We start from the raw sequence: 20,606 nt of genomic DNA, 5'->3' as shown, positions 1-20,606 counted from the left end.
CCTCCGCTGGGCTGGCTCATGGCTTGGGAATGCGCAGGGTCTTGCTGATCATCAGCGACCCGGACAGGGCGAACAGCAGCACCATCGGGTGCAGCTGCCACGGACCGATCTGCCACTGGCCGAACCAGAGGTCCTGGCCGATGGCATCGGTACCGGCGGCGATCGCCAGCACGATCACCAGCACCAGGCTGGTCGGGATCGGAGTGCCCTCGAAAAACCTGACCTTGCCCTCGTCGCCGGCCAGCGCCTCGGCGGTGACGTTGTAGCGCGCCAGGCGGCTGACGCCGCAGCAGACGAAGTAGCTCAGCACCAGCCAGTCCCAGCCGCCCTGCATGCCGCAGGCATAGGCCAGCGCCGCCGGCGCCACGCCGAAGGAGATCACGTCGGACAGCGAGTCCAGCTCGCGGCCCAGGGTAGAGCTGGACTTGCGCCAGCGCGCGATGCGCCCGTCGAGCGCATCGAAGATGAAAGCCAGCGGGATCAACGCCATGCCGAACAGCAGGTAGCCGCGCTCGCCGTCCTGCAGGAAGCGCATCGCGGCAAAGACCGCACCGGTGCCGCAGAAAGCATTGGCCAGGGTGAACCAGTCGGCCAGCTGGAATTCGCGCAGCATCGAGAAGTGACGTTTCATGGGGTCTCACGGAGCATCAAGGCCCACAGGTTACCGCGAGCGCCGCCACTGGCGACAGCGCTGGCAGGACCCAGCCTTCACCGCTCCCTCACCTGTCCTCACCAGCGGTGAATTTTTCGCCACCCATCTTGACAGCCTAGGGGGGTGGCGCCTGTCGCGGCTTATCCACAAAGTTGCCCACGCGTAATCCACACCCCCTGTGGACAACCAGATCTCACCGACTGCGACGTTGGACATTTCCTCATCACCCTGCATCGGGGTTTCCCTACTTCCCAAGCCACAAGGTCGGCGCTATGGTCACCGGCGGACCCGCCGCCGCCACGTCCGAAACTCTGTAATGGACGATGATGATGCTGGATGCTCCCACCCTGGCCGCACAACTGCGGCAGCCCCATGGCGAGGCCGCGTTGGCGGTCGCCGACTCGATGAACCGCAGCAACGGCGCACTCAACCTGGCCGCGATCGGGCTGCTGGCCGTCGGCGCCGGTGAACAGGTCCTGGAGGTCGGCCCGGGCAATGCGGCCTTCGCGCCGCTGATGCTGCAGGCCACCGGCAGCCGCTATCTGGGCATCGAGCTGTCCACCGCCATGGTCGAGGCCGGCAACCAGCGGCTGGCCAGCGCCGGGTTGGCCGAGCGTGCGGCGATGCGGCACGGCGACGCCCATGCGCTGCCGGTCGCCGATGCCGCGATGGATGCCGCGCTGGCGGTCAACACCCTGTACTTCTGGCCGAACCTGGCCCCGGTGCTGGATGAGCTGGCGCGGGTACTGCGCCGGGGCGGCCGCCTGTGCCTGGCCTTTGGCGACGCCAGCTTCATGCGCAGCCTGCCATTCGCTGCCGACTTCCAACTGCATGAGCTGGATGTGGTGGAGCTCGCACTGCGGGTATCGGGCTTCCGTGTCTCTGCCTGGCGCAGCCACCGGGAATCCGCGGCCGGCAATGACGGCCAGACCCGCGAAAAGCACTTCCACCTGCTGTTGGCACAGCGGCGCTGAAGCTGCCCGCCTGACCGAGTGGTAGAGCCGGCCGCTGGCCGGCTGCCCCGACGATTCCGGATTGCCGGCAAGCGGCCGGCACTACCCAGCCTGCACCCGCCTCCAACGAGCAAAACAGAGCACCTGCATCACCAGCATGGCCAGCAACCCCAGCGGCCACGCCCACCACAGCCCGGCCAGTCCGTGCCGGGACTGCAGCCACATCGCCAGTGGCAGCTCCAGCAGCAATACGGCCGCCATGCCCAGCAACGCCGGCAACAACACCATGCCACCGCCTCGCATCACTCCGACCAGCACCGCACTGCCTCCCATCGCCAGCACGCCCCACACCACGGTGCGCAATTGCTGCGTGGCCAGTTCGCGCACGTCGGTCGCCGCCAGGATCAGGCCAGTCAACCAGGGCGCCAGCGCCACAACCAGCATCACCACCCCGCTCAGTATCGCCAGTCCAAGCAGCACGCCGGTGCGGGCGATGGCGGGCAGCCGTGCCGTACGTCCCGCCCCCAGCGCATGCGCGGCGAGGATGGTGGCGGTGATGCCCAGCGACATCGCAGGCAGCTGCACCCAGCTCATCAACTGATTGACCGCGCCGTAGGCGGCGGTGGCGGTATAGCCGTGGCGATTGATCCAGCCCAGCAGCACGATCTCGGCCACGGCCAGACTGAGCATCTGCAGCGAGGACGGTACGCCGATGCGTAGCATCGGACGGATGAGTGCTCCATCGAAACGGATCGCTCGCAGCAACTCATGCCCCGGTGCCAACGGGTGCCCCATCCGCTGCCACCGCCACATCAGCCAGGCCAGGGCCAGCAGCGAGGCGAGCGCCGCCGAGACTGCCGCACTGGCTGCGCCCAGCTGCGGCAGGCCGGCCCAGCCCAGGATCAGCAGCGGCGTGCACAGCAGGCCGACCACCGTGGCCAGCAGCAGCGCATGCAGCGGCGTCTTCGCATCGCCCACCGCGCGGCTCACCGCAGTGGCCAGCCACAGCAGGAAGAACACCGGTACCGCCAGCAGCAGGATACGGGCATAGACGATGGATTCGCCGAGGATCGGGGCCGGCGTACCGAGTGCCACCAGCAGCTCTGGAGCGAAACCGCCGCCCACGACCATCACCAGCACCGACATGAGCAGGATCAGCGCCACCGCGCTGCCAGCCACAGCGCGCGCCTGCTGCGGCCGGCCCGCGCCCCAGGCCTGGCCGATCAGCACCATCGCACCGGTCGCCAGGCCCATTACCAGGGCCAACAGCAGGAAGAAGACCGGGAAGAACGCTGCGGCGGCAGCCACCGCCTGCGTCCCCAGCAGATGGCCGAGGTAGATGTTGTCCAGCGTGCCTGCGGCAAGCTGCAGCGCATTGGTCAGCAGCATCGGCAGCAGCAGGGCCAGGTAGGTGCGCCACAGCGGTGGTGCGGCCGGGGGTGTCGGATGTACAGGGGGGGTCATGGGACTCTCTGGGCAAGGGCTGCCCTGCCCGGCGTTTCCGCCAGCAAAGCACGCACAGGGGAAGCGGGCCGTGGCCCGCGATCAGGTGGCGCCGCCGCTCAACGACGGCGCGATGGCTCAGCCGTCGGCGCTCTCGAATGCCAGGCGCAGGGCGTGGTTGCGCACGTCCTCGGGCCAGCTGCGCAACGCCATTTCCAGGCCCGCCCGGTCGTGCGCGAACAGGACACGGATCGCCTCCTCGAAACCCGGCAGGTCGCCGGCGATGGTCTGCAGGAAGTGATAGGCACGCTCGCTGTGGCGGCGCTGCTGGTCCTTGTCCGCACCGGCACGGCTGGCCGCCTCCACCAGCCTGCGCAGAACCACGGAGGCGCCACCCGGCTGTTCGGTCAGCCACGCCCAATGGCGCGGCAACAACGTCACCTCGCGGGCAACCACGCCCAGCTTGGGGCGGCCACGGCCGCGCGGGGTTGCCGGCACATCTTCGGCAGTGAAGTCGGCATCCGCCTCGACGGCTGCGGGAAACGCTTCGATGACCCGCGCCAGCAGTTCTGCGTCGCTACCACGCGTATCGAAATCACGGGTGCGGCCGGTAGCGTTGTCGAACACCAGCAGCGGTCCGGCAGCGTTGCCGGCGCGCAGCTGTTTCAGCGCCAGCGCCGCCACCTCCGGGGTACCGGAAGCGACCAGGCGATGGCCGTCGAAGCAACTGAAGGGAGGGAGTCGGGACGCAGGCATGGCAATGGCATCAGAGGCGATGCACCAATATTGCCCGGGTAATTTGCGGCCGTCAATATTACCCGGGCATTAATCAACCAGAAGAGCGTGCCAACCACGGTTGGCCCCCACCGGAATGGTTGGCACCCACCCGATCCGCCGGATCACAGACGGCTGAAGGACCAGCTCACCATGCGGCCGTCCTTGTACGGCATCACGCCGTGGAACGGGCGCGGGTCGGCGTCGAACACCAGCGGCAGGAAGTTGCGGTCGCCCTCCCACATCGGCAGCGTGTCCAGCTTGTCCAGGTCCACCCACTCCAGCGTGCCCTCGTGGTTGCCGCCGTGCGGGGTGCCCTCGAATCCATCGATGACGAACACGAAGCCCAGCCAGTCCTCGCCGTGCTTGCCGAAACCCGGCCAGCTGAGGGTGCCGCGCAGGCGCATGCTGGTGCAGTCGATACCGGCCTCTTCCTGGATCTCGCGGCGCATGCTGGCGGCCACATCCTCGTCCGCCTCGATCTTTCCACCCAGCCCGTTGTACTTGCCCAGATGATGGTCACCGGGGCGGGTATTGCGATGGATCATCAGCACCTGGCGACGATCGGGCGACAGCACGTAGCCCAGGGTGGCGACGATCGGGGTATACGGCATGGGGCAGCATCCAGCGGCAGGTCGGCCATGGATTATGGCCGATCAGCGCACCAGCGACAGGCGGCGCTCAGTGGGCGTGCCGGCACCATCGGGATCACGGCGCAGGGTGGCGACGCCGTGGCCGCGCTCGGCCAGGTATTCCAGCCACTTGCCGAGGAAGGTGTTCATCCGCATGCGATGGCTGATCAGCTCCGCCGGCGGCGGATACAGGCCCATCGTGTCCTGCCAGCGGCGGCCCACGTAGCAGTGGGTGGTCTCGGCCTGGCGGGCGTCACGGTACAGCCGCACATAGGCCGACGGGTCCGGCTCTCCGGTGACCGGGTCGGCCAGGTCGTAGGTCAGGCGCAGTTCCACCGTGTAACGGTGGCACTCGATCACGTCCAGACGAACATCCAGGCCGTCGCCGATCGAGGAAATGTAGCTGCCCGCCACCAGTCCGGCCGGTTCGAACAGGCGCACCAGGTGGCGGTAGTTTTCCGCGTACAGGCCCATGAGCCAGCTCAGCCGGCTCAGGCGGGGAATGCGTTCGGTGCGGGGCAAGGCTCGGGCCATGGGTCGATCCTACACGTTGGTGCTTCAACGTGGGGGCGCCTCGAGCCACAGCCAACCCGTCGGTCGCCGCCACCGCTGTAGGGCCGAGCACATGCTCGGCTGCTGTTCTGGGAGAACCCGGTGGCCCAGCCGAGCGTGGGCTCGGCTCTACAGGGCGCGGTTAAAGCACCCATTGGTAGTGCCGGCCGCTGGCCTGCAGTGGGGCGCCCCGGGAAGGATCAATACAGCTCGCGCTGCAGCCCCAGCGTGGCCAGCACCTTGCTGGAAATCTCCTCGATCGAGGTATGGGTGGTGCTCAGGGTCGGGATCCGCTCCATCTGGAACATCACCTCGGCCGCGGCCACCTCGCGCTTGCAGGTATCCAGGTTGGCGTAGCGCGAGTTCGGGCGGCGCTCCTGGCGGATCTGCTGCAGGCGGTCCGGGTCGATGGTCAGGCCGAACAGCTTGCGCCGGTAGTTGCGCAGCCGTGGCGGCAGGCGGTCGCTTTCCAGGTCCTCGTCGGTCAGCGGGTAGTTGGCCGCGCGCACCCCGTAATGCAGGGCCAGGTAGATGCAGGTGGGTGTCTTGCCGGCGCGCGACACCGCCACCAGGATCACGTCGGCGTCGTCGTAATTCACCGCGATACCGTCGTCATGGGTCAGCGCGAAGTTCATCGCGTTGATGCGGCGGTGGTAGGTATCGAAGTCGACCATGCCATGGGCCTGGCCCACACGGTTCACGCGCGAACTGGACAACTCACGCTCCAGCGGCTCGATGAACGGCGCGAACACGTCCAGCATCAGGGCACCACTGTCGGCCAGGATCAGGCTCAGGCTCTGGTCCACGCAGGAGTTCACCACGATCGGCCGAACCTGGTACCGCTCCCCCGCCGCCTGGATCCGGGAACAGGCTTCCCGGGCTTTTTCGGGGTCGTCGACAAACGACATCCGGTCGGTAATGAAGCTGAACCCGGAGAACTGGGTCAGCAGGCTATGCCCAATGGTTTCAGCGGTGATACCGGTTCCATCGGAAACGTAGAACACCGGACGGATGGTCGACATGCGCGCTTTTACCCCCTACGAAGCCTAAAAGGGCCGCCAACACAAGCTTGTGTCGACAGCGGTCTGCCCGGCATCATATCGGCTTCTTCCTACGGACGCGGCCACTCAGCCCGCCTCGGGCGATGGCCAAACGGAGCATCGCGCTTGAACGAGAACATCCTGTGGTTGCACGAACTGCGTCTGGCCGACCTGGCCCGCGTAGGCGGCAAGAATTCCTCGCTGGGCGAGATGATCGGCAATCTGGCCGGTCTGGGCGTCTCCGTTCCCGGAGGTTATGCGACCACCGCTGAAGCCTTCAAGGACTTCATCGCGCACAACGACCTGTCCAAGCGCATCTTCGACAAGCTGGCCACGCTGGACGTCGAGGACGTCAACGCGTTGACCGCTGCGGGCAAGGAGATCCGCAGCTGGGTGATCGACGCGCCGCTGCAGCCGCAGCTGGACCAGGACATCCGCACCGCCTACGCCAAGCTGAGCGCCGACAATGGCGGCGGCGACGTGGCCGTGGCCGTGCGTTCGTCGGCCACCGCCGAGGATCTGCCGGATGCATCCTTCGCCGGCCAGCAGGAAACCTTCCTCAACGTCACCGGTGCCGACGACGTCGTGCACAAGGTCAAGGAAGTGTTCGCCTCGCTGTACAACGATCGTGCCATTGCCTACCGCGTGCACCACGGCTTCAAGCATGAGGACGTGTTCCTGTCCGCCGGCGTGCAGCTGATGGTGCGTTCGGGCGTCGGTTCCTCCGGCGTGCTGTTCACCCTGGACACCGAGTCCGGCTTCCGCGACGTGGTGTTCGTCACCTCTTCGTTCGGCCTGGGCGAAATGGTCGTGCAGGGCGCGGTCAACCCGGACGAGTACTACGTCTACAAGCCCACCCTGCAGGCCGGCAAGCCGGCGATCCTGCGCCGCTCGCTCGGCAGCAAGGCGATCCGCATGGTGTATTCGGACGTCCCCGGCGAGCGCGTGAAGATCGAGGACACCCCGGCAGAGCTGCGCAACACCTTCTCGATCAGCGACGAGGACGTGCAGGAACTGTCCAAGCAGGCGCTGGTCATCGAAAAGCACTACGGCCGCCCGATGGACATCGAGTGGGCCAAGGACGGTGTCAGCGGCAAGCTGTTCATCGTGCAGGCACGCCCGGAAACGGTGAAGTCGCGCAGCCACGCCACCCAGATCGAGCGCTTCGCGCTGACCGAAAAGGGCGGCAACGTGCTGGCCGAAGGCCGTGCCGTCGGTGCCAAGATCGGCTCGGGCGTAGCCCGCGTGGTGAAGACGCTGGACGACATGAACCGCGTGCAGCCGGGCGACGTGCTGATCGCCGACATGACCGATCCCGATTGGGAGCCGGTGATGAAGCGCGCCTCGGCCATCGTCACCAACCGTGGTGGCCGTACCTGCCACGCCGCGATCATCGCGCGCGAGCTGGGCGTGCCGGCCGTGGTCGGTTCGGGCAACGCCACCAAGGTCATCGAAGATGGCCAGCTGGTCACCGTCAGCTGCGCTGAAGGCGATACCGGCTTCATCTACGAAGGCAAGCTCGGCTTCGAGCGCACCACCACCGATCTCGGCAACATGCCGCCGGCACCGCTGAAGATCATGATGAACGTGGCCAACCCGGAACGTGCCTTCGACTTCGGCCAGCTGCCGAACGCCGGCATCGGCCTGGCCCGCCTGGAAATGATCATCGCCAGCCACATCGGCATCCACCCGAACGCGCTGCTGGAGTACGACCGCCAGGACGCGGCGACCAAGAAGAAGATCGACGAGAAGATCGCCGGCTACGGTGATCCGGTCAGCTTCTACGTGGACCGCCTGGCCGAAGGCATCGCCACCCTCACCGCCTCGGTTGCACCGAACGCCGTGATCGTGCGCCTGTCGGACTTCAAGTCCAACGAGTACGCCAACCTGATCGGCGGCAGCAACTACGAGCCGCACGAAGAGAACCCGATGATCGGCTTCCGCGGCGCCAGCCGTTACGTCGACCCGAGCTTCTCGGCCGCCTTCGCGCTGGAGTGCAAGGCCGTGCTGCGCGTGCGCAACGAAATGGGCCTGGACAACCTGTGGGTCATGATTCCGTTCGTGCGCACCCTGGAAGAAGGCCGCAAGGTCATCGAGGTGCTGGAACAGAACGGCCTGAAGCAGGGCGAGAACGGCCTGAAGATCATCATGATGTGCGAAGTGCCGTCCAACGCACTGCTCGCCGATGAATTCCTGGAAATCTTCGACGGCTTCTCGATCGGCTCCAACGACCTGACCCAGCTGAGCCTGGGCCTGGACCGTGACTCGTCGATCGTCGCGCACCTGTTCGACGAGCGTAACCCGGCAGTGAAGAAGCTGCTGTCGATGGCGATCAAGGCCGCACGCGCCAAGGGCAAGTACGTCGGCATCTGCGGCCAGGGCCCGTCCGATCACCCGGATCTGGCCGAGTGGCTGATGCAGGAAGGCATCGAGTCGGTGTCGCTGAACCCGGACACCGTGGTCGATACCTGGCTGCGCCTGGCCAAGCTGAAGGCCAACGGCTGATGCCGTAAAGGCCGCAGGCTGACGTCGTGTTCATCGGCGTCAGCCGATACTGCTGCTGCACGCAAGCCCCGCCTCTGCGGGGCTTGCTGTTTCTGGCGTCCTTGCACGCCACGCGTACCTCGCACCTGTCCCGCAGCAGCAAAGGAATTTCCGCATGATCGCCGCCGCACCGCCCTCGCCCGCCGCAACGCCCTGGTTCCACTCGCTCGACTGGGAACGCCTGCTGGAGACCTATGGTGTGCCGCTGCTGGCCGCCATCGTGGTGCTGCTGGTCGGCATGTGGGTGGCACGACGCCTGTCCAATGCGATGCCGCGCGCCACTGCGCGCATGGGCGTGGATCCGATGCTCGGCAGCTTTCTGCGCAACGTGGTGTATGCCGCATCGCTTGTGATCGTAGTGGTGCTGGCGATCGGCACGCTGGGCGTGCAGATCACCCCGCTGCTGGCCGTGCTCGGCACCGCTGGCCTGGCGGTCGGCCTGGCATTGAAGGATTCGCTGTCCAACATCGCCTCGGGCGTGATGCTGGTGACGCTGCGACCGTTCCGCGTGGGCGATGTGGTCACCGTGGCCGGCCAGACCGGCACCGTGCGCGAAGTGCGCATCTTCCAGACCGTGCTTACCGGCGCCGACAACCAGCACACCACCATTCCGAACACACTGATCACCGCCGCGCCGATCATCAACCTCACCGCCGAACCGACGCGCCGCGTCGAACTGGTGATCGGCATCGGCTACGAAGACAACATCCAGCTGGCACGCGACACCGCGCTGGCGCTGATGAAGGCCGACCCGCGCGTGCTGCAGACGCCAGCACCGGACGTGGTGGTATACGAACTCGGCGCGCACGCGATCAACCTCGGCATCCGCTGCTACGTGAAGTCGGCCGACTGGTTCGGTACCAAAGTCACGTTGCTGGAACAGCTGAAGCTGGGCTATGACAAGGCCGGCATCAACATCCCGTACCCGCAGCAGGACATGCACCTGTACCTGCATGGCAAGGATGGCGGCGTGGTCGAAGCGGACGCGCTGGTGCGCGACAAGCCCTGATCCAACCCGGGAGTGCCGACCAACGGTCGGCACCCACCGATGGGCATCAGGCCTCGGCGGCCTCTTCCAGCGCCGGGTAATCGGTGAAACCCTTCGCACCACCACCGAAAAATGTGGCGCGATCCGGCGGATTCAGTTCTGCACCCGTACGCAGGCGCTCAGGCAGGTCCGGGTTGGCAATGAACGGCCGGCCGAAACCGATCAGGTCGGCCCAGCCTTCGGCCAGCGCCTGCCTGGCGCGCTCGGCGGTGTACTTGCCGGCGTAGATCAGCGTGCCCGGGTAGACCATGCGTAGCGCCTGCTTGAACGCCACCGGCATCAGCGGCGCATCATCCCAATCCGCTTCGGCAATGTGCAGGTAGCCCACCCCCATCTCACCGAGCAGGTGTGCGGCAGCCAGATAGGTCGCCTGCGGCGTATCGTCCACCGCCCCCTGCAGCGTGGTCAGCGGCGCCAGGCGCACGCCCACACGCTCGCCACCGGCAACCTCGACCACCGCCTGCACGACCTCGCGCAGGAAGCGCAGCCGGTTCTGCAGCGAACCGCCATAGCCATCGGTACGCTGGTTGGCCTGCGAGTCGATGAACTGGTTGATCAGGTAGCCATTGGCGCCATGCAGTTCGACGCCGTCGAAGCCCGCCTCCAGCGCATTGCGGGCGGCCTGCGCGTAATCGGCGACGACGCCCGGAATCTCGTCTTCGCGCAGCGCACGCGGCATCGAATGCTGGATCATCTCGCCGACGCCGGCTTCGGGACCTGCCCCTGTCGGGTCGACGAACACTTTCACGCCATCGGCCAGCAATGCCGAGGAAGACACCGGCGCTACGCCATCGGGCTGCAGGGCCACATGCGAGACGCGGCCGACGTGCCACAACTGCGCGTAGATGCGGCCACCGGCGGCGTGCACCGCATCGGTCACCTGCCGCCAGCCCTTTACCTGTTCGGGGCTGTGGATGCCCGGCGTCCAGGCATAGCCCTGGCCCTGCGGGCTGATCTGGGTGCCTTCGCTGACAATCAGGCCGGCACCGGCACGCTGCGCGTAGTAGGTCGCCATCTCGGCGGTAGCAACGTTGCCGGCAGCCGCACGCGAGCGGGTCATCGGCGGCATCACGATGCGGTTGGGCAGGGTCAGCGGGCCCAGACGGTGGGAGGTGAACAACATGGCGGACATCTCTTGCGGGGGGAGTGCCAGCAAGAATGGGGACCGCCTGCGAAAGGCAACAGGCGTGTTGTGGCAAAACAGTTGTGCCCGGCAGGCAAGGATGGCCCGGCATGAAGGCTCATCCACGCATGGCGTGGATCTACTCCAGGTGGGGTTCGATCTTTACCGCGCCATGCGCCACGCGGTCATAGCAGGTGCGCACCACGTCTTCCCCGTACTTCAGCTCCAGCCGGCGCACGATGAAGTGACCGCGCGCCATGTCCTGGTAGTAGTCGGTGAACATGGTATTGAGCGTTGCACCTGCAGCGGCACCGACAATCGGCACCGCCTGCGCGGCGAATTTCTCGGTGACCACCACGCCGAAACGCGCCGCCACTTTCTCCACCATCTTCGCCAGCAGCTTGCCGGCCTCCTTCGGTGCCACGCCCAGGGTCAGGTCGCGGCCGGTCACCACGCGCCCGGCCAATTCGGCCGACAGGTGGCGCATCACGTCGGTGGTGAAGCCGCGGGCCAGGTAGTAGCCGGTCTCGCTGGCGTCATCGCGCGGCGAGTTGCCACCCAGCGCGAACACCTCCAGGCAGGCCTGGCGGGTGCTGAATTCGGACAGGTCAAAGCCCTCGCTGCGGGCCACGTCGGCCACCGCGCGCATCATGATGGTGGTCGACACCGGCAGCTCGATGAACAAGGCCGCAAAGCCAAATGCCCCGCCGACCGCGCCGGAGGTGGCCGCCGCCAATTTGTGCCAGCGGGTGGAGGCCCCCTTGCCCGGGGTGTTGTCCATGCTCCACAGCGCGGCCTGCGCCGATTTGGTCAGCGCCGCCTGCACCGCACCGTGGATGCGGTTGGAGACCGAACTGGGCAGTGCTTTCACCGCGAACTCCAGCGGCGTGCCAACCAGGTTGGCCATGCGCGCGGTCAGGGTCGGCGCTTCCAGCAGCGCCACCGCCCGCTGCAGGTCGGACCAGTCGCGGGCGTCGTGGGCGATGTCGCGGGGGAGCAGGATGGGCTCGTTCATGGCGCCGATCTTAGCGCCGGGGAGTTGAACGGAGGGTGGTAGCGCCCTCGGCACCGGTCTATGATCCCAGTAGCGGCCCCGCTTGCATGGGGTCATGGAACAACCCAGGCAAGGACGCCCCATGCTCGCCCGACTACTGCTGATCTGCCCCCTTTTCCTGGCTGCTCTCGGCCTGCCTCACATCGTCAAGGCCGAAGGTCGATGCCCACCGGGTTCCTACCCCATTGGCGGGCAAGGCGTGTTGGGTTGTGCGCCGATTCCCGGAGGCGGTGGTGGCGACGCCGGACTTTCTCCGTCCGCACCAACCACCCGAGTAAAGATGGGCTCCGAATGGGTTGCATTTGCCCGTTCGCCGAATGGCACACTCCTCGGCTGGAGCGTTCGCCAACACAAACAGAAGGCTGCCGAGAAACAGGCATTGAAGACCTGTAACAAGCGCAGCGGAACACAGTGCGAGATCATTGCCTCGTTCACTGAAAGATGCGCCTACGCATTGCAGCACTACGACACCGGCCGGTTTGAAGTGGTCTTCCGCAGCGACAATGAATTGGCGCTCGGCACCGAAGTCGCACGCCAGACCTGCCCCAACGGTTGCCGACCGGTTCATTTCACTTGCGCCCGGGCAGTCAACCTGTATGGCAGGGGTCCCGACCCGGGACCCAACTGGTCTCCTTGAGAGTGGAAACCGGGGGAGCGGTTCTACCCCCGTTTCTCAGCACCGGTGGTGTCCATTTGATTGGTAGTGCCTGCCGCTGATTGGCACCACCAATCAGGCTGTCGGCAACCCCGACAGCGCCCCCATGAACTGGCGGTAGTGGCGCAGCTCGGCGATCGAGTCGTGCACGTCGCTCAGCGCGGTGTGGTTGCTGTTCTTGCCGACGCCGGCGGCCACGGTCGGCGCCCATCGCTTGGCCAGTTCCTTCACCGTGGACACGTCCAGGTTGCGGTAGTGGAAATACTTCTCCAGGCGGGGCATCTGGCGGTGCAGGAAGCGGCGGTCCTGGCAGATCGAGTTGCCGCACATCGGCGACAGGCCGGCCGGAATCCACTGTGCCAGGAAGTTCACGGTCTGCGCCTCGGCCTGGGCCAGCGTGGTGGTGCTGTCCACCACGCGCTGCCACAGGCCCGAACGACGATGCTGGTTGCGGTTCCACTCGTCCATCGCTTCCAGCGTTTCCAGCGGATGATGGATGGCGAATTCGGGGCCCTCGGCCAGCACGTTGAGCTGGGCATCGGTGACCACGGTGGCGATCTCGATGATCGAATCGTTGTCGGTGTCCAACCCGGTCATTTCCAGGTCGATCCAGATCAGTCGTTCGTTGGCCGCGCCGGTGTCCGCCATTGTGTCGCCTCGTTGCTGGGCAGGCGCGCGGCCTACCGGTGAAGGAAAGAGGCGCCCATCATACCCGTTCGCCCCTCAGCCCTCGCCGACGTGGTCTTCCAGCAGCAGCGGCGGCTTGCCACGTTTGGCGCGGAAATAATTGGTCAGGCGTGTACTGGCTTCCTTGGCCAGCACCCCGCCGTGAATCTCGACGCGATGGTTGTGGCGGGCGTCGCCAATGAGGTCGAACACGCTGCCGCAGGCGCCCGTCTTGGGGTCACTGGCGCCGTAGACCAGACGGGCGACGCGTGCATGCACGATCGCCATCGCGCACATCGCGCACGGCTCCAGGGTCACATACAGCGTGCTGCCGAGCAGGCGGTGGTTCGCCAGCAGCTTTCCGCCGGCCCGCATCGCCACGATCTCGGCGTGCGCGCTGGGGTCGTGCGAGGCGATGTTGAGGTTCCAGCCCTCCCCCAGCAGCTGGCCATCGGCACCCACCAGCACGGCTCCGACCGGAATTTCGTCGAACTCGCGCTGCGCGCGCTCGGCCAGCGCCAGCGCGTGGCGCATCCAGTGTTCATCGGTGTCGTGCACCGGCACGCCCAGGGCGTCGGTCATGGCGGTTCTCGCGTGTGTGCAGGGCCAGGATGGCCGCCGGGGCCGCATTGTACGCCCCGGGCCGTACAGGCGCCGCTAGCGCGCGTCGAAGCGCTCGCGGGCCGCATCCAGCGCCGGGAAATTGTGCTCCGCCCAGCGGTCCAGGGCGGACAACGTCTCGACCAGACCGTGCGCGACCTCGGTCAGGCGGTACTCGACATGCAGCGGTTTGCTGCCCCGGTCACACCGCTCGACCAGCCCATTGCGCTCCAGCTGTCGCAGAGTCTGGGTCAGCACCTTCTGCGAGATGCCTTCGATCTTCCGCAGCAACGCGCCGTTGCGAAGCGGGCCCTGCGCCAATGCCGGCAGCAGCAGCATCACCCACTTGCCGGAGATCAGCGCCAGCGCATCGCGCGCCGAGCAATCGGCGGCATAGACATCGCCCGGATAGGCCATGGTTACCTCAAGGTACGTAATTGCCGGGGCATGCCGGCACCGCGAGGATGGTCGCACACTCCTCGAACACCTCGCCCATGCGCGCCCTGATCCTGCTTGCCCACCCCGAACCCCGCTCCTTCAATGCCCACCTCGCCGCGCAGGCGGCCGAGCAGCTGAGGCACGACCACTCGCAGGTGGATGTGGTCGACCTGTATGCGGAAGGCTTCGATCCGCTGGAAGCGGCCTGGCACCATCCACGGCGCCTGCAGCCCGAGCGCTTCGATGCCCAGCGCGAACAACGCCACAGCGCCGAACTGGAGCAGTTACCCGCCGATGTGCGACGGCACCTGCACCTGCTGCGGGTCGCAGACCTGGTGATCCTGCAGTTCCCGCTGTGGTGGTTCGCGGCGCCAGCCATCCTCAAGGGCTGGCTGGACCGCGTGCTGGTATATGGGCCGATGTACAACAGCCGTCAGCGCCACGAACATGGCGTGATGCAGGGCAAGCGTGCATTGCTGAGCGTCACCACCGGTTCATCGGCACGGGCATGCGCGGTGGACGGCCGCGAAGGCGACACCCGATTGCTGCTGTGGCCGTTGATGTACAGCCTGCGCTACGTCGGCTTCGAGGTGATGGAGCCATGCGTGGTGCATGGCGTGCGTTCCGGGCTTGCAGCGGAACGCGTGCAGGCCCACGACGAAGCACTGGTTGCAGCCACCCTCTCCTACCGCGAGCGACTGACGCACTGGCGGCAGTGGCCAATCGTGCCCTTCAACGACAGCGATGACTTCGAGGATGGGGTGGTGCTGCGCGCGGACGCGATCGCGCACAGCCCCTTCATCCGCCACCGCGACGCGGGATGAATCTTCGCCTGCAGGCGCTACCGGAAAGCCTCATACTTCGCACTCTTCCGAAGCACCTTGGTGAACCCATGACCACCCTGCGCCCCTCTCGCGCCGACGACGGCGCCGCCCTTGTCGACCTCTGGCGTTGCGCCGTCGACGCCACCCACGACTTCCTCAGTGCCGAAGACCGCCAGGCCATCGATGCCGAAGTGGCCGGTTTCCTGCCGCAGGCGCCGATGACCGTTGCTGTCGATGCACAGGATCGGCCGCTGGGCTTCATGCTGATCGACGGCACGCACATGGAAGCGCTGTTCATCGATCCCGACGTACGTGGCACCGGGATCGGCCGGCAACTGCTGCAACATGCACTTGCCCAGCATCCGCAGCTGAGCACTGACGTCAACGAACAGAACACACAGGCCGTCGGCTTCTACCTGCGCATGGGCTTCGTCGAAAGCGGCCGCTCACCGCTCGATTCGCAAGGCCGTCCGTATCCGCTCATCCATCTTCGGCATAACGGCTGACATCCTTCGGCAGCGGCCACGTGCTAGCGTGGCTGCTTTCGACCAAGGAACGCCGTGCATGGATGGTGCAAAAGCCCTGCTGACCCTGTTTGCGCTGGGCATCAGCCTGGTCTGGATCCTGGTGCCGTTCGCCATCTTCGCCGTGCGCAACCTGCTGCGTGAGGTACTGGTCGAGCAGCGCCGTACCAACGAACTGCTTGAACACATCGGCGGCTACCGCATTCCGAAGCCGCAACCCGAACCGACCGTCTGGCGGGCGCCCTGAGCCGGAACGTGCCAGGCCCGGATCAGGCCGTCGCCTCGAAGGCCGGTGAGTACTGCACCTCGCCCTGTGCCAGCGGAGGCTGCAGGCAAAGTGCCTGGAAGTACTCTGCAGGCACACCCGGCAGGACCAGGCCCGGCTCGGCACGGAAGCCGAAGCGACCGTAATAGGCCGGCTCGCCCAGCAATACACAGCCATGTGCACCCTGCTGACGCAGCGCTTCAAGTGCGGCGTGCATCAGGGCCGCACCGATGCCCTGCCCCTGCCACGCGGGCAATACCGAGATCGGTCCCAGGCCGAACCAGCCCGTGCTGCCATCGCTGATCGTCACCGGCGACACCGCCACATGGCCGATCACCTTGCCGTCCATCTCGGCCACCAGCGAAACGCTCAGCTCCCCGCGGGCGCGCAGGGCATCGACGATGAACTGCTCGGTATGGCTGCTGTGCGCAGCATCCCGGAATGCGGCCTCGGTGAGCGCATGGAGGGTGGCGTGATCATCAATGGCTTCGGCACGGATGGTGTAGTTCATGGCGTAATGTTCGCTTGCGTGAGCATTGGGTGAATTTGAGACCTTTGTCACAAATTGGCGGCGAAATGTCGAGCGCGAGGCGCAATCGCCCCGCGAACCTCGAATCGCCCGTGCCGCAATCGATTCGGCGACACCACTGAACGCTGAATGCGTCAAAATTCCGTCGCAGACGCCCTGCCGTCGCTGGCGTCAGGTTTCCAGAACACTCCATAATCGATAAACCTGTCACCAGGGAAGGATATATGGACACGGACGCACGATGCAGGATGCCGCCATGGATGTAGCCATGCCGACACGCAAGGGACGCCATCTGGTACCGATGGGCCTCTTGCTGGCACTGACGGCCTGCTCGCCCTACGCGGACGCAGAGCGTGACGTTGCCGCAGGTGGACGCGGCCTGGCCAAGCTCAACCCGTCACCGCAGCAGGGCTACGAGCTGGTACTGACACTGAAGGATGCCCCTGGTCCCTTCGCGGTCGTCGAGGGCGTTGCCCAGTACGACGTCAGCAACCACAAGGACTGCGGCCGGGTCCTGAGGGCGACCGGTACCGCCAGCCGTATTACCAGCCAGGAGCTCGTCACGCTGCGCAAGGTCGGTGAGAACGAGTACCGCGGCACGTTCTACCTCGACCGCATGCAGGACGAGGATTACTACGGGCGTGGTGTCTGCCATTGGGCGCTGACGGGAGTCGGTGCGATGTTGCGCGCTACGACCGGCGAGGCGGATACGCGATTCCTGACGTTCGTCGACAAGGAGCGCATGGAGAGCGACTCACCTCTTACGCTTTATTACCCAAACCTTATCTATCCGCGCGCCGCCACTGTCGCCAACTTTGGCGCCAGTGGCGAGGAAGATCCGTCGGGGTACAGCGAAGATCTGCGCAACGCGCTGTTCTCAACCACCACCACTGTGCAGAAACTCGCGCCATGAGCTGCCAGTTCAACCATCCCTACCCCCAAGGAGGCCGACATTGCGCCACAAGATGATCCCGTGCCTTGCTCTGCTTCTATTGACCGCCTGCAATCCGGAGACCGCCATGAACCAGGAACGTGCCGCTGCTGAAGCCGATGTCGCCCAGGGTGGGCGTGGCCTCGCCAAGCTCAACCCCAGCCCGCGCAAGGCCTATGAACTGGTGCTGCGCCTGAAGGATGCCCCCGGTGATTTCGCAGTGGTCGAAGGCGTAGCGCAGTACGACGTCACCAACGAAGACCAGTGCGGCTACATCGAACCAGCCACCGGTACCGCCGCACGCATCACCAGCCAGGAGCCGGTGGAGCTGCGCAAGGTCGCTGATGGTGAGTACCGGGGCACTGTATACATCGACCGCATGCTGGACGAGGATTACTACGGTCGCGGTGTCTGCAAGTGGGAGTTCACCGGTGCAGGCGCGATGCTGAAGGCGACGGGGGCCGAGGGCGAGACGCGCTTCCTTTCATTTATTGAAGCAGCGCCATTCGTCAAAGGCGAGACCGAGACTCGCCACTATCCTCGTTCAGACTATCCGCGCGTGAACGAGATTCCTGACTACGGCGCAAGCGGCCAAGAAGACCCCACCAAGTTCCGCCCTGAGCTGCAGAATTCGCTGTTCTCGGCTTCACTTGAAGCCAATGAGGTCCGCCAATGAGCCTCAGCAGCCAAGACTATGCGGGTATTTCCGACGACGTGTACAAGGACCGTGCGGTCGGTCGACGCGCTCCCGGCAAGGAAGAGCTCGTAGCGATCAACGGGCATGAGTACAAGATCCTCGAGCACGTTGATAATCGATTGAACGGTTATCAGGGAACGATCTACCAGCGAGTCGACACCAATGAAATTGTCGTCGCACATCGCGGCACCGAACAGTTCGCCCGCGATGCGATCCTGACCGATGGTGGCATGGTTGTCGCCCGCACCAACGTCCAAGCACCGGACGCCATCGCGCTGACCCAACGCGCCCTCGCCTATGCCAAGAAGGAGGGGCAGGATCTCGGACAGCGCCCACCCGAAGTCACCGTCACCGGCCACTCTCTCGGTGGCGCTCTGGCCCAGATCACCTCGCACCACTTCAACGTCAAGGGCGAGACCTTCAATGCCTACGGCGCGGTCAGCCTCAGCTACCGCATTCCGGAAGGCGGCAACACCATGATCAATCACGTCATGGCCTCCGATCCGGTCAGCTCGGCCTCGCCACACTTCGGCCAGGTGCGCATCTACGCAAAGCCGGATGAGATCAAGACACTCGCCGCAAACGGCTTCAGCAATCACTCGTTGCGCGCCCTTATCCCGGACAGCCCGCTCGTCGCAGCAGGCAGCTCGTTCGGCGCGCACAAGCTGGGCAACTTCCTCGGCGACGGCTCGGTTCTGAAACACCCGGAAACGCAGAAGCTGGCAAAAGACAACGCCAGGATGATCGAGGAGTACCGCGATGACGTCGAGTCACTGCGTCGCGGCGTCACCCGCGCGGCACGGGGCATCCCGGGCGGTGCCATCGATCTGTACGACCACATCCGCGGCCCGCTGCAGCCCGGTGAACCGGCACGCCGCGAAGCGGAGAAGAACGGCCATCACACCAGCATGCTGCGCATGGACGATGCCAATCACCTGGGCAACCCACTGTTCAACGATGCGATCCGCGGCGTGCACGCGCAGGACGTTCGCGTCGGCCGCGTGCCGGATGTGATGAGTACGCAGTTGGCCGGTAGCTTGGCGGCGGAGATGCACGCTGCAGGTGGCAAGCGCATCGACGAGGTGGTGATGAATGCCGACGCCTCACGCAGCTTCGCGGTGCAGGGCCAGGGCGGCGACCCGGCACACCTGCGCGTGTCGGTGGACACAGCGGTGGCGATGAACACGCCGCTGGAGCAGAGCAGCCAGCGGATTGATCAGCAAGCCGCGGTACAGCGCCTGGCACAGGATCGCGATCAGCAACTGGAACAACAGCAGAACCAGACCCGCAGCATGCAGGCCTGATGAACAGCGCGGGAGCCGGTCATTCCGGCTCCCGCTTTACTTCAGCATCGCGCGTCAGGGGCTGGAGGCCGCGACCGGCGCCGACGCACCGGCGGTTACGAACAGATCCGACCCGGAATCCGGGAAGCCACCACAGGCGCGATCGCCCGGCGCTACCGGGTCACAGGGCCACTGCGCCCGCGCGACCTTCTCACGCAGCTCGAAGCGATCCCCCGTCCAGACCACGAACGCGATGTGCTCGCGGTTCCAGTCACCGTAGGCGCGCGGACCGCCCTTCTGCGCAGACTCCGGGTACTGCACGAACCAGCGCATGGCCGGGCCGTACTGCAACTTGCTATGGTCCAGGCTGATCCGTCCCTTACGCGACAGCTGACGCGCACGATCGGCCTCCGTGACCGGGGGCATGGCCGGCATGGCATCGGCGGTCACATCCCTCGGCGCCGCGTCCCCGCGGACCTGGTACACACGCTGGGCCACATAGGCCTCGCGGCAATCACCCGCTGGCACGCGGACCGGCTCCGCGCCGTACTCATCGCGGTTGGCGACCTGGTCGCTGCAGGTGAACGGTGCTGACACCAGATAGAACGTGCTGTCGGCGTCGCGCCCTTCCAGCGAGCGCACCCAGATGTCGCCCATCCGCACGATGAAGTCCGGGCGCTGGCCGTAGCCCGGCACCGCCTTGAACCACGCCTTCTGCTGCACCTCACGCTCGCGCCAGCTGCGCGGCAGGTGGATGTCCTGCTGGGGCAGCGCGACCAGCAGCGCGGCCAGATGCGCCGGCATCCTGCCCTGGCAGGCGCCGATCAGCAGCTCGCCCTGGGTCGCCAGCCGCCCGGCCAGATCCACCGGGCAACGGGCGCCAAGCGCGCGCTCGGTGGCCTGCTCGGGCTGCAACGGCACGATGACCAAGGCGGGTGGCGCGGGAGCTACCGCCGGGACGGCTGGCTCGACGACGGCAGGCGGTGCAGCCACAGGCGCCGCCGCTGCGGGCGCAACGGGCGCAGGCGCCGGGTCCGCAGCCGGCGCCGGCTGCGCGTCCACCACAGGTGTCACAGGGGGAGTCGCGGCAACCCGTACTTCGGGAGCCGGTGCCGCGACAACAGCTTCGGTCGCCATGGGTACTGCAACGTGCGCCGTCCCTGCAGGCGCGTCAAAGGCCGCCTCGGCAGCGGGGGGCGTCTCCACGAGGGGTGCTGCGGCCTCCTGAGCCTGTGCCGACGCTGCGGCGAGTCCAAGTGACAGCAGCCAGAGCGGCGGCAGGCGGCGCACGGATGCACTGCAGTGGGCGGCGGCGTGCCGGGCATTCGGGGGAACGATTCGCATGTGGTGTCCTTACGATTAGGTTTCCATGTCGGCGC

23 protein-coding genes are annotated in these 20,606 nt (G+C 66.2%); 10 read left to right on the top strand and 13 right to left on the bottom strand.

The genetic code is table 11. The features are described from left to right. Positions 1-16: 16 nt before the first annotated feature. Positions 17-631 (bottom strand): CDP-alcohol phosphatidyltransferase family protein, encoded by a 615-nt coding sequence (locus RI032_RS17125; RefSeq protein WP_019338201.1) that lies wholly within the window; start codon positions 629-631, stop codon positions 17-19. Positions 632-975: 344 nt separating this feature from the next. Here RI032_RS17125 and RI032_RS17120 point away from each other — a divergent pair, with 344 nt between their 5' ends. Beyond that, positions 976-1,626: a class I SAM-dependent methyltransferase gene (locus RI032_RS17120; protein WP_019338200.1), complete on the top strand. Its 651-nt coding sequence runs from the start codon at positions 976-978 to the stop codon at positions 1,624-1,626. 81 nt (positions 1,627-1,707) lie between these two features. Here RI032_RS17120 and RI032_RS17115 read toward each other — a convergent pair whose 3' ends face one another. The 5 genes from RI032_RS17115 to ppsR all read right to left on the bottom strand — a co-directional run bounded on the left by RI032_RS17115 (position 1,708) and on the right by ppsR (position 6,028). Continuing rightward, positions 1,708-3,069 carry an MATE family efflux transporter gene (locus tag RI032_RS17115; RefSeq protein WP_322547373.1) on the bottom strand — a complete coding sequence of 454 codons (1,362 nt, stop codon included), beginning with the start codon at positions 3,067-3,069 and terminating at the stop codon, positions 1,708-1,710. A 117-nt stretch (positions 3,070-3,186) separates the two neighbouring features. Next, a complete protein-coding gene (locus RI032_RS17110; RefSeq protein WP_322547372.1) occupies positions 3,187-3,804 on the bottom strand; it encodes a DUF2239 family protein in 618 nt (205 codons plus the stop codon). Positions 3,805-3,947: 143 nt separating this feature from the next. After that, positions 3,948-4,436: an NUDIX hydrolase gene (locus tag RI032_RS17105; protein ID WP_313297644.1), complete on the bottom strand. Its 489-nt coding sequence runs from the start codon at positions 4,434-4,436 to the stop codon at positions 3,948-3,950. A 42-nt stretch (positions 4,437-4,478) separates the two neighbouring features. Continuing rightward, positions 4,479-4,988: a DUF1249 domain-containing protein gene (locus RI032_RS17100; protein WP_010484911.1), complete on the bottom strand. Its 510-nt coding sequence runs from the start codon at positions 4,986-4,988 to the stop codon at positions 4,479-4,481. 218 nt (positions 4,989-5,206) lie between these two features. Then, a complete protein-coding gene (gene ppsR, locus RI032_RS17095) occupies positions 5,207-6,028 on the bottom strand; it encodes a posphoenolpyruvate synthetase regulatory kinase/phosphorylase PpsR (protein WP_010484909.1) in 822 nt (273 codons plus the stop codon). Positions 6,029-6,172: 144 nt separating this feature from the next. Between ppsR and ppsA the strand changes: the two genes are divergently transcribed. Next, on the top strand, positions 6,173-8,551 hold the full coding sequence (ppsA, locus tag RI032_RS17090; RefSeq protein WP_019338196.1) for a phosphoenolpyruvate synthase: 2,379 nt from the start codon (positions 6,173-6,175) through the stop codon (positions 8,549-8,551). A 154-nt stretch (positions 8,552-8,705) separates the two neighbouring features. After that, the gene (locus tag RI032_RS17085) at positions 8,706-9,599 is read left to right on the top strand and encodes a mechanosensitive ion channel family protein (RefSeq protein ID WP_088026354.1); all 894 of its coding nucleotides are present in this window, start codon (positions 8,706-8,708) and stop codon (positions 9,597-9,599) included. A gap of 46 nt (positions 9,600-9,645) precedes the next feature. On the opposite strand, the gene RI032_RS17080 is transcribed toward RI032_RS17085, so the two are convergent. Continuing rightward, entirely contained in the window at positions 9,646-10,761 is a 1,116-nt protein-coding gene (locus RI032_RS17080; RefSeq protein WP_322547371.1) for an alkene reductase, read from the bottom strand. 139 nt (positions 10,762-10,900) lie between these two features. Continuing rightward, positions 10,901-11,776 carry an EcsC family protein gene (locus tag RI032_RS17075; RefSeq protein WP_322547370.1) on the bottom strand — a complete coding sequence of 292 codons (876 nt, stop codon included), beginning with the start codon at positions 11,774-11,776 and terminating at the stop codon, positions 10,901-10,903. 121 nt (positions 11,777-11,897) lie between these two features. Here RI032_RS17075 and RI032_RS17070 point away from each other — a divergent pair, with 121 nt between their 5' ends. Beyond that, the gene (locus tag RI032_RS17070; RefSeq protein WP_228354622.1) at positions 11,898-12,452 is read left to right on the top strand and encodes a DUF4189 domain-containing protein; all 555 of its coding nucleotides are present in this window, start codon (positions 11,898-11,900) and stop codon (positions 12,450-12,452) included. Between the two features lie 93 nt (positions 12,453-12,545). On the opposite strand, the gene orn is transcribed toward RI032_RS17070, so the two are convergent. The 3 genes from orn to RI032_RS17055 form a co-directional block, all read right to left on the bottom strand. Then, positions 12,546-13,118, bottom strand: a complete 573-nt coding sequence (gene orn, locus RI032_RS17065; RefSeq protein ID WP_228354623.1) for an oligoribonuclease — start codon at positions 13,116-13,118, stop codon at positions 12,546-12,548. A 75-nt stretch (positions 13,119-13,193) separates the two neighbouring features. Further along, positions 13,194-13,718: a tRNA adenosine(34) deaminase TadA gene (tadA, locus tag RI032_RS17060; protein WP_049436615.1), complete on the bottom strand. Its 525-nt coding sequence runs from the start codon at positions 13,716-13,718 to the stop codon at positions 13,194-13,196. Between the two features lie 75 nt (positions 13,719-13,793). Further along, positions 13,794-14,153 carry a winged helix-turn-helix transcriptional regulator gene (locus RI032_RS17055; protein ID WP_010484895.1) on the bottom strand — a complete coding sequence of 120 codons (360 nt, stop codon included), beginning with the start codon at positions 14,151-14,153 and terminating at the stop codon, positions 13,794-13,796. Between the two features lie 77 nt (positions 14,154-14,230). Between RI032_RS17055 and RI032_RS17050 the strand changes: the two genes are divergently transcribed. The 3 genes from RI032_RS17050 to RI032_RS17040 all read left to right on the top strand — a co-directional run bounded on the left by RI032_RS17050 (position 14,231) and on the right by RI032_RS17040 (position 15,769). Beyond that, positions 14,231-14,998, top strand: a complete 768-nt coding sequence (locus tag RI032_RS17050) for an NAD(P)H-dependent oxidoreductase (protein WP_049413574.1) — start codon at positions 14,231-14,233, stop codon at positions 14,996-14,998. A 68-nt stretch (positions 14,999-15,066) separates the two neighbouring features. After that, positions 15,067-15,504 (top strand): acetyltransferase, encoded by a 438-nt coding sequence (locus RI032_RS17045; protein WP_322547369.1) that lies wholly within the window; start codon positions 15,067-15,069, stop codon positions 15,502-15,504. Positions 15,505-15,562: 58 nt separating this feature from the next. Further along, on the top strand, positions 15,563-15,769 hold the full coding sequence (locus RI032_RS17040; RefSeq protein WP_005410107.1) for a hypothetical protein: 207 nt from the start codon (positions 15,563-15,565) through the stop codon (positions 15,767-15,769). A gap of 22 nt (positions 15,770-15,791) precedes the next feature. On the opposite strand, the gene RI032_RS17035 is transcribed toward RI032_RS17040, so the two are convergent. Further along, on the bottom strand, positions 15,792-16,298 hold the full coding sequence (locus RI032_RS17035; RefSeq protein ID WP_134959340.1) for a GNAT family N-acetyltransferase: 507 nt from the start codon (positions 16,296-16,298) through the stop codon (positions 15,792-15,794). A 274-nt stretch (positions 16,299-16,572) separates the two neighbouring features. Here RI032_RS17035 and RI032_RS17030 point away from each other — a divergent pair, with 274 nt between their 5' ends. From RI032_RS17030 to RI032_RS17020, 3 genes are read left to right on the top strand one after another with little or no spacing between them, the layout of a single operon-like run. Continuing rightward, positions 16,573-17,229: a hypothetical protein gene (locus tag RI032_RS17030; protein ID WP_425603863.1), complete on the top strand. Its 657-nt coding sequence runs from the start codon at positions 16,573-16,575 to the stop codon at positions 17,227-17,229. Positions 17,230-17,269: 40 nt separating this feature from the next. Further along, positions 17,270-17,923, top strand: a complete 654-nt coding sequence (locus RI032_RS17025; protein WP_049413567.1) for a hypothetical protein — start codon at positions 17,270-17,272, stop codon at positions 17,921-17,923. After that, positions 17,920-19,248: an XVIPCD domain-containing protein gene (locus RI032_RS17020; RefSeq protein ID WP_322547368.1), complete on the top strand. Its 1,329-nt coding sequence runs from the start codon at positions 17,920-17,922 to the stop codon at positions 19,246-19,248. The genes RI032_RS17025 and RI032_RS17020 overlap by 4 nt, the downstream gene beginning before the upstream one ends. Positions 19,249-19,302: 54 nt before the next feature. Here RI032_RS17020 and RI032_RS17015 read toward each other — a convergent pair whose 3' ends face one another. Beyond that, positions 19,303-20,571, bottom strand: a complete 1,269-nt coding sequence (locus RI032_RS17015; RefSeq protein WP_425603803.1) for a hypothetical protein — start codon at positions 20,569-20,571, stop codon at positions 19,303-19,305. Positions 20,572-20,606 lie beyond the last annotated feature (35 nt).

It is taken from the genome of Stenotrophomonas geniculata (assembly GCF_034508895.1).
Classification (GTDB): Bacteria; Pseudomonadota; Gammaproteobacteria; order Xanthomonadales; family Xanthomonadaceae; genus Stenotrophomonas; species Stenotrophomonas geniculata.
Note: the sequence above shows the minus strand (reverse complement) of the source record. Positions and strands in the feature narration are given on the sequence as shown.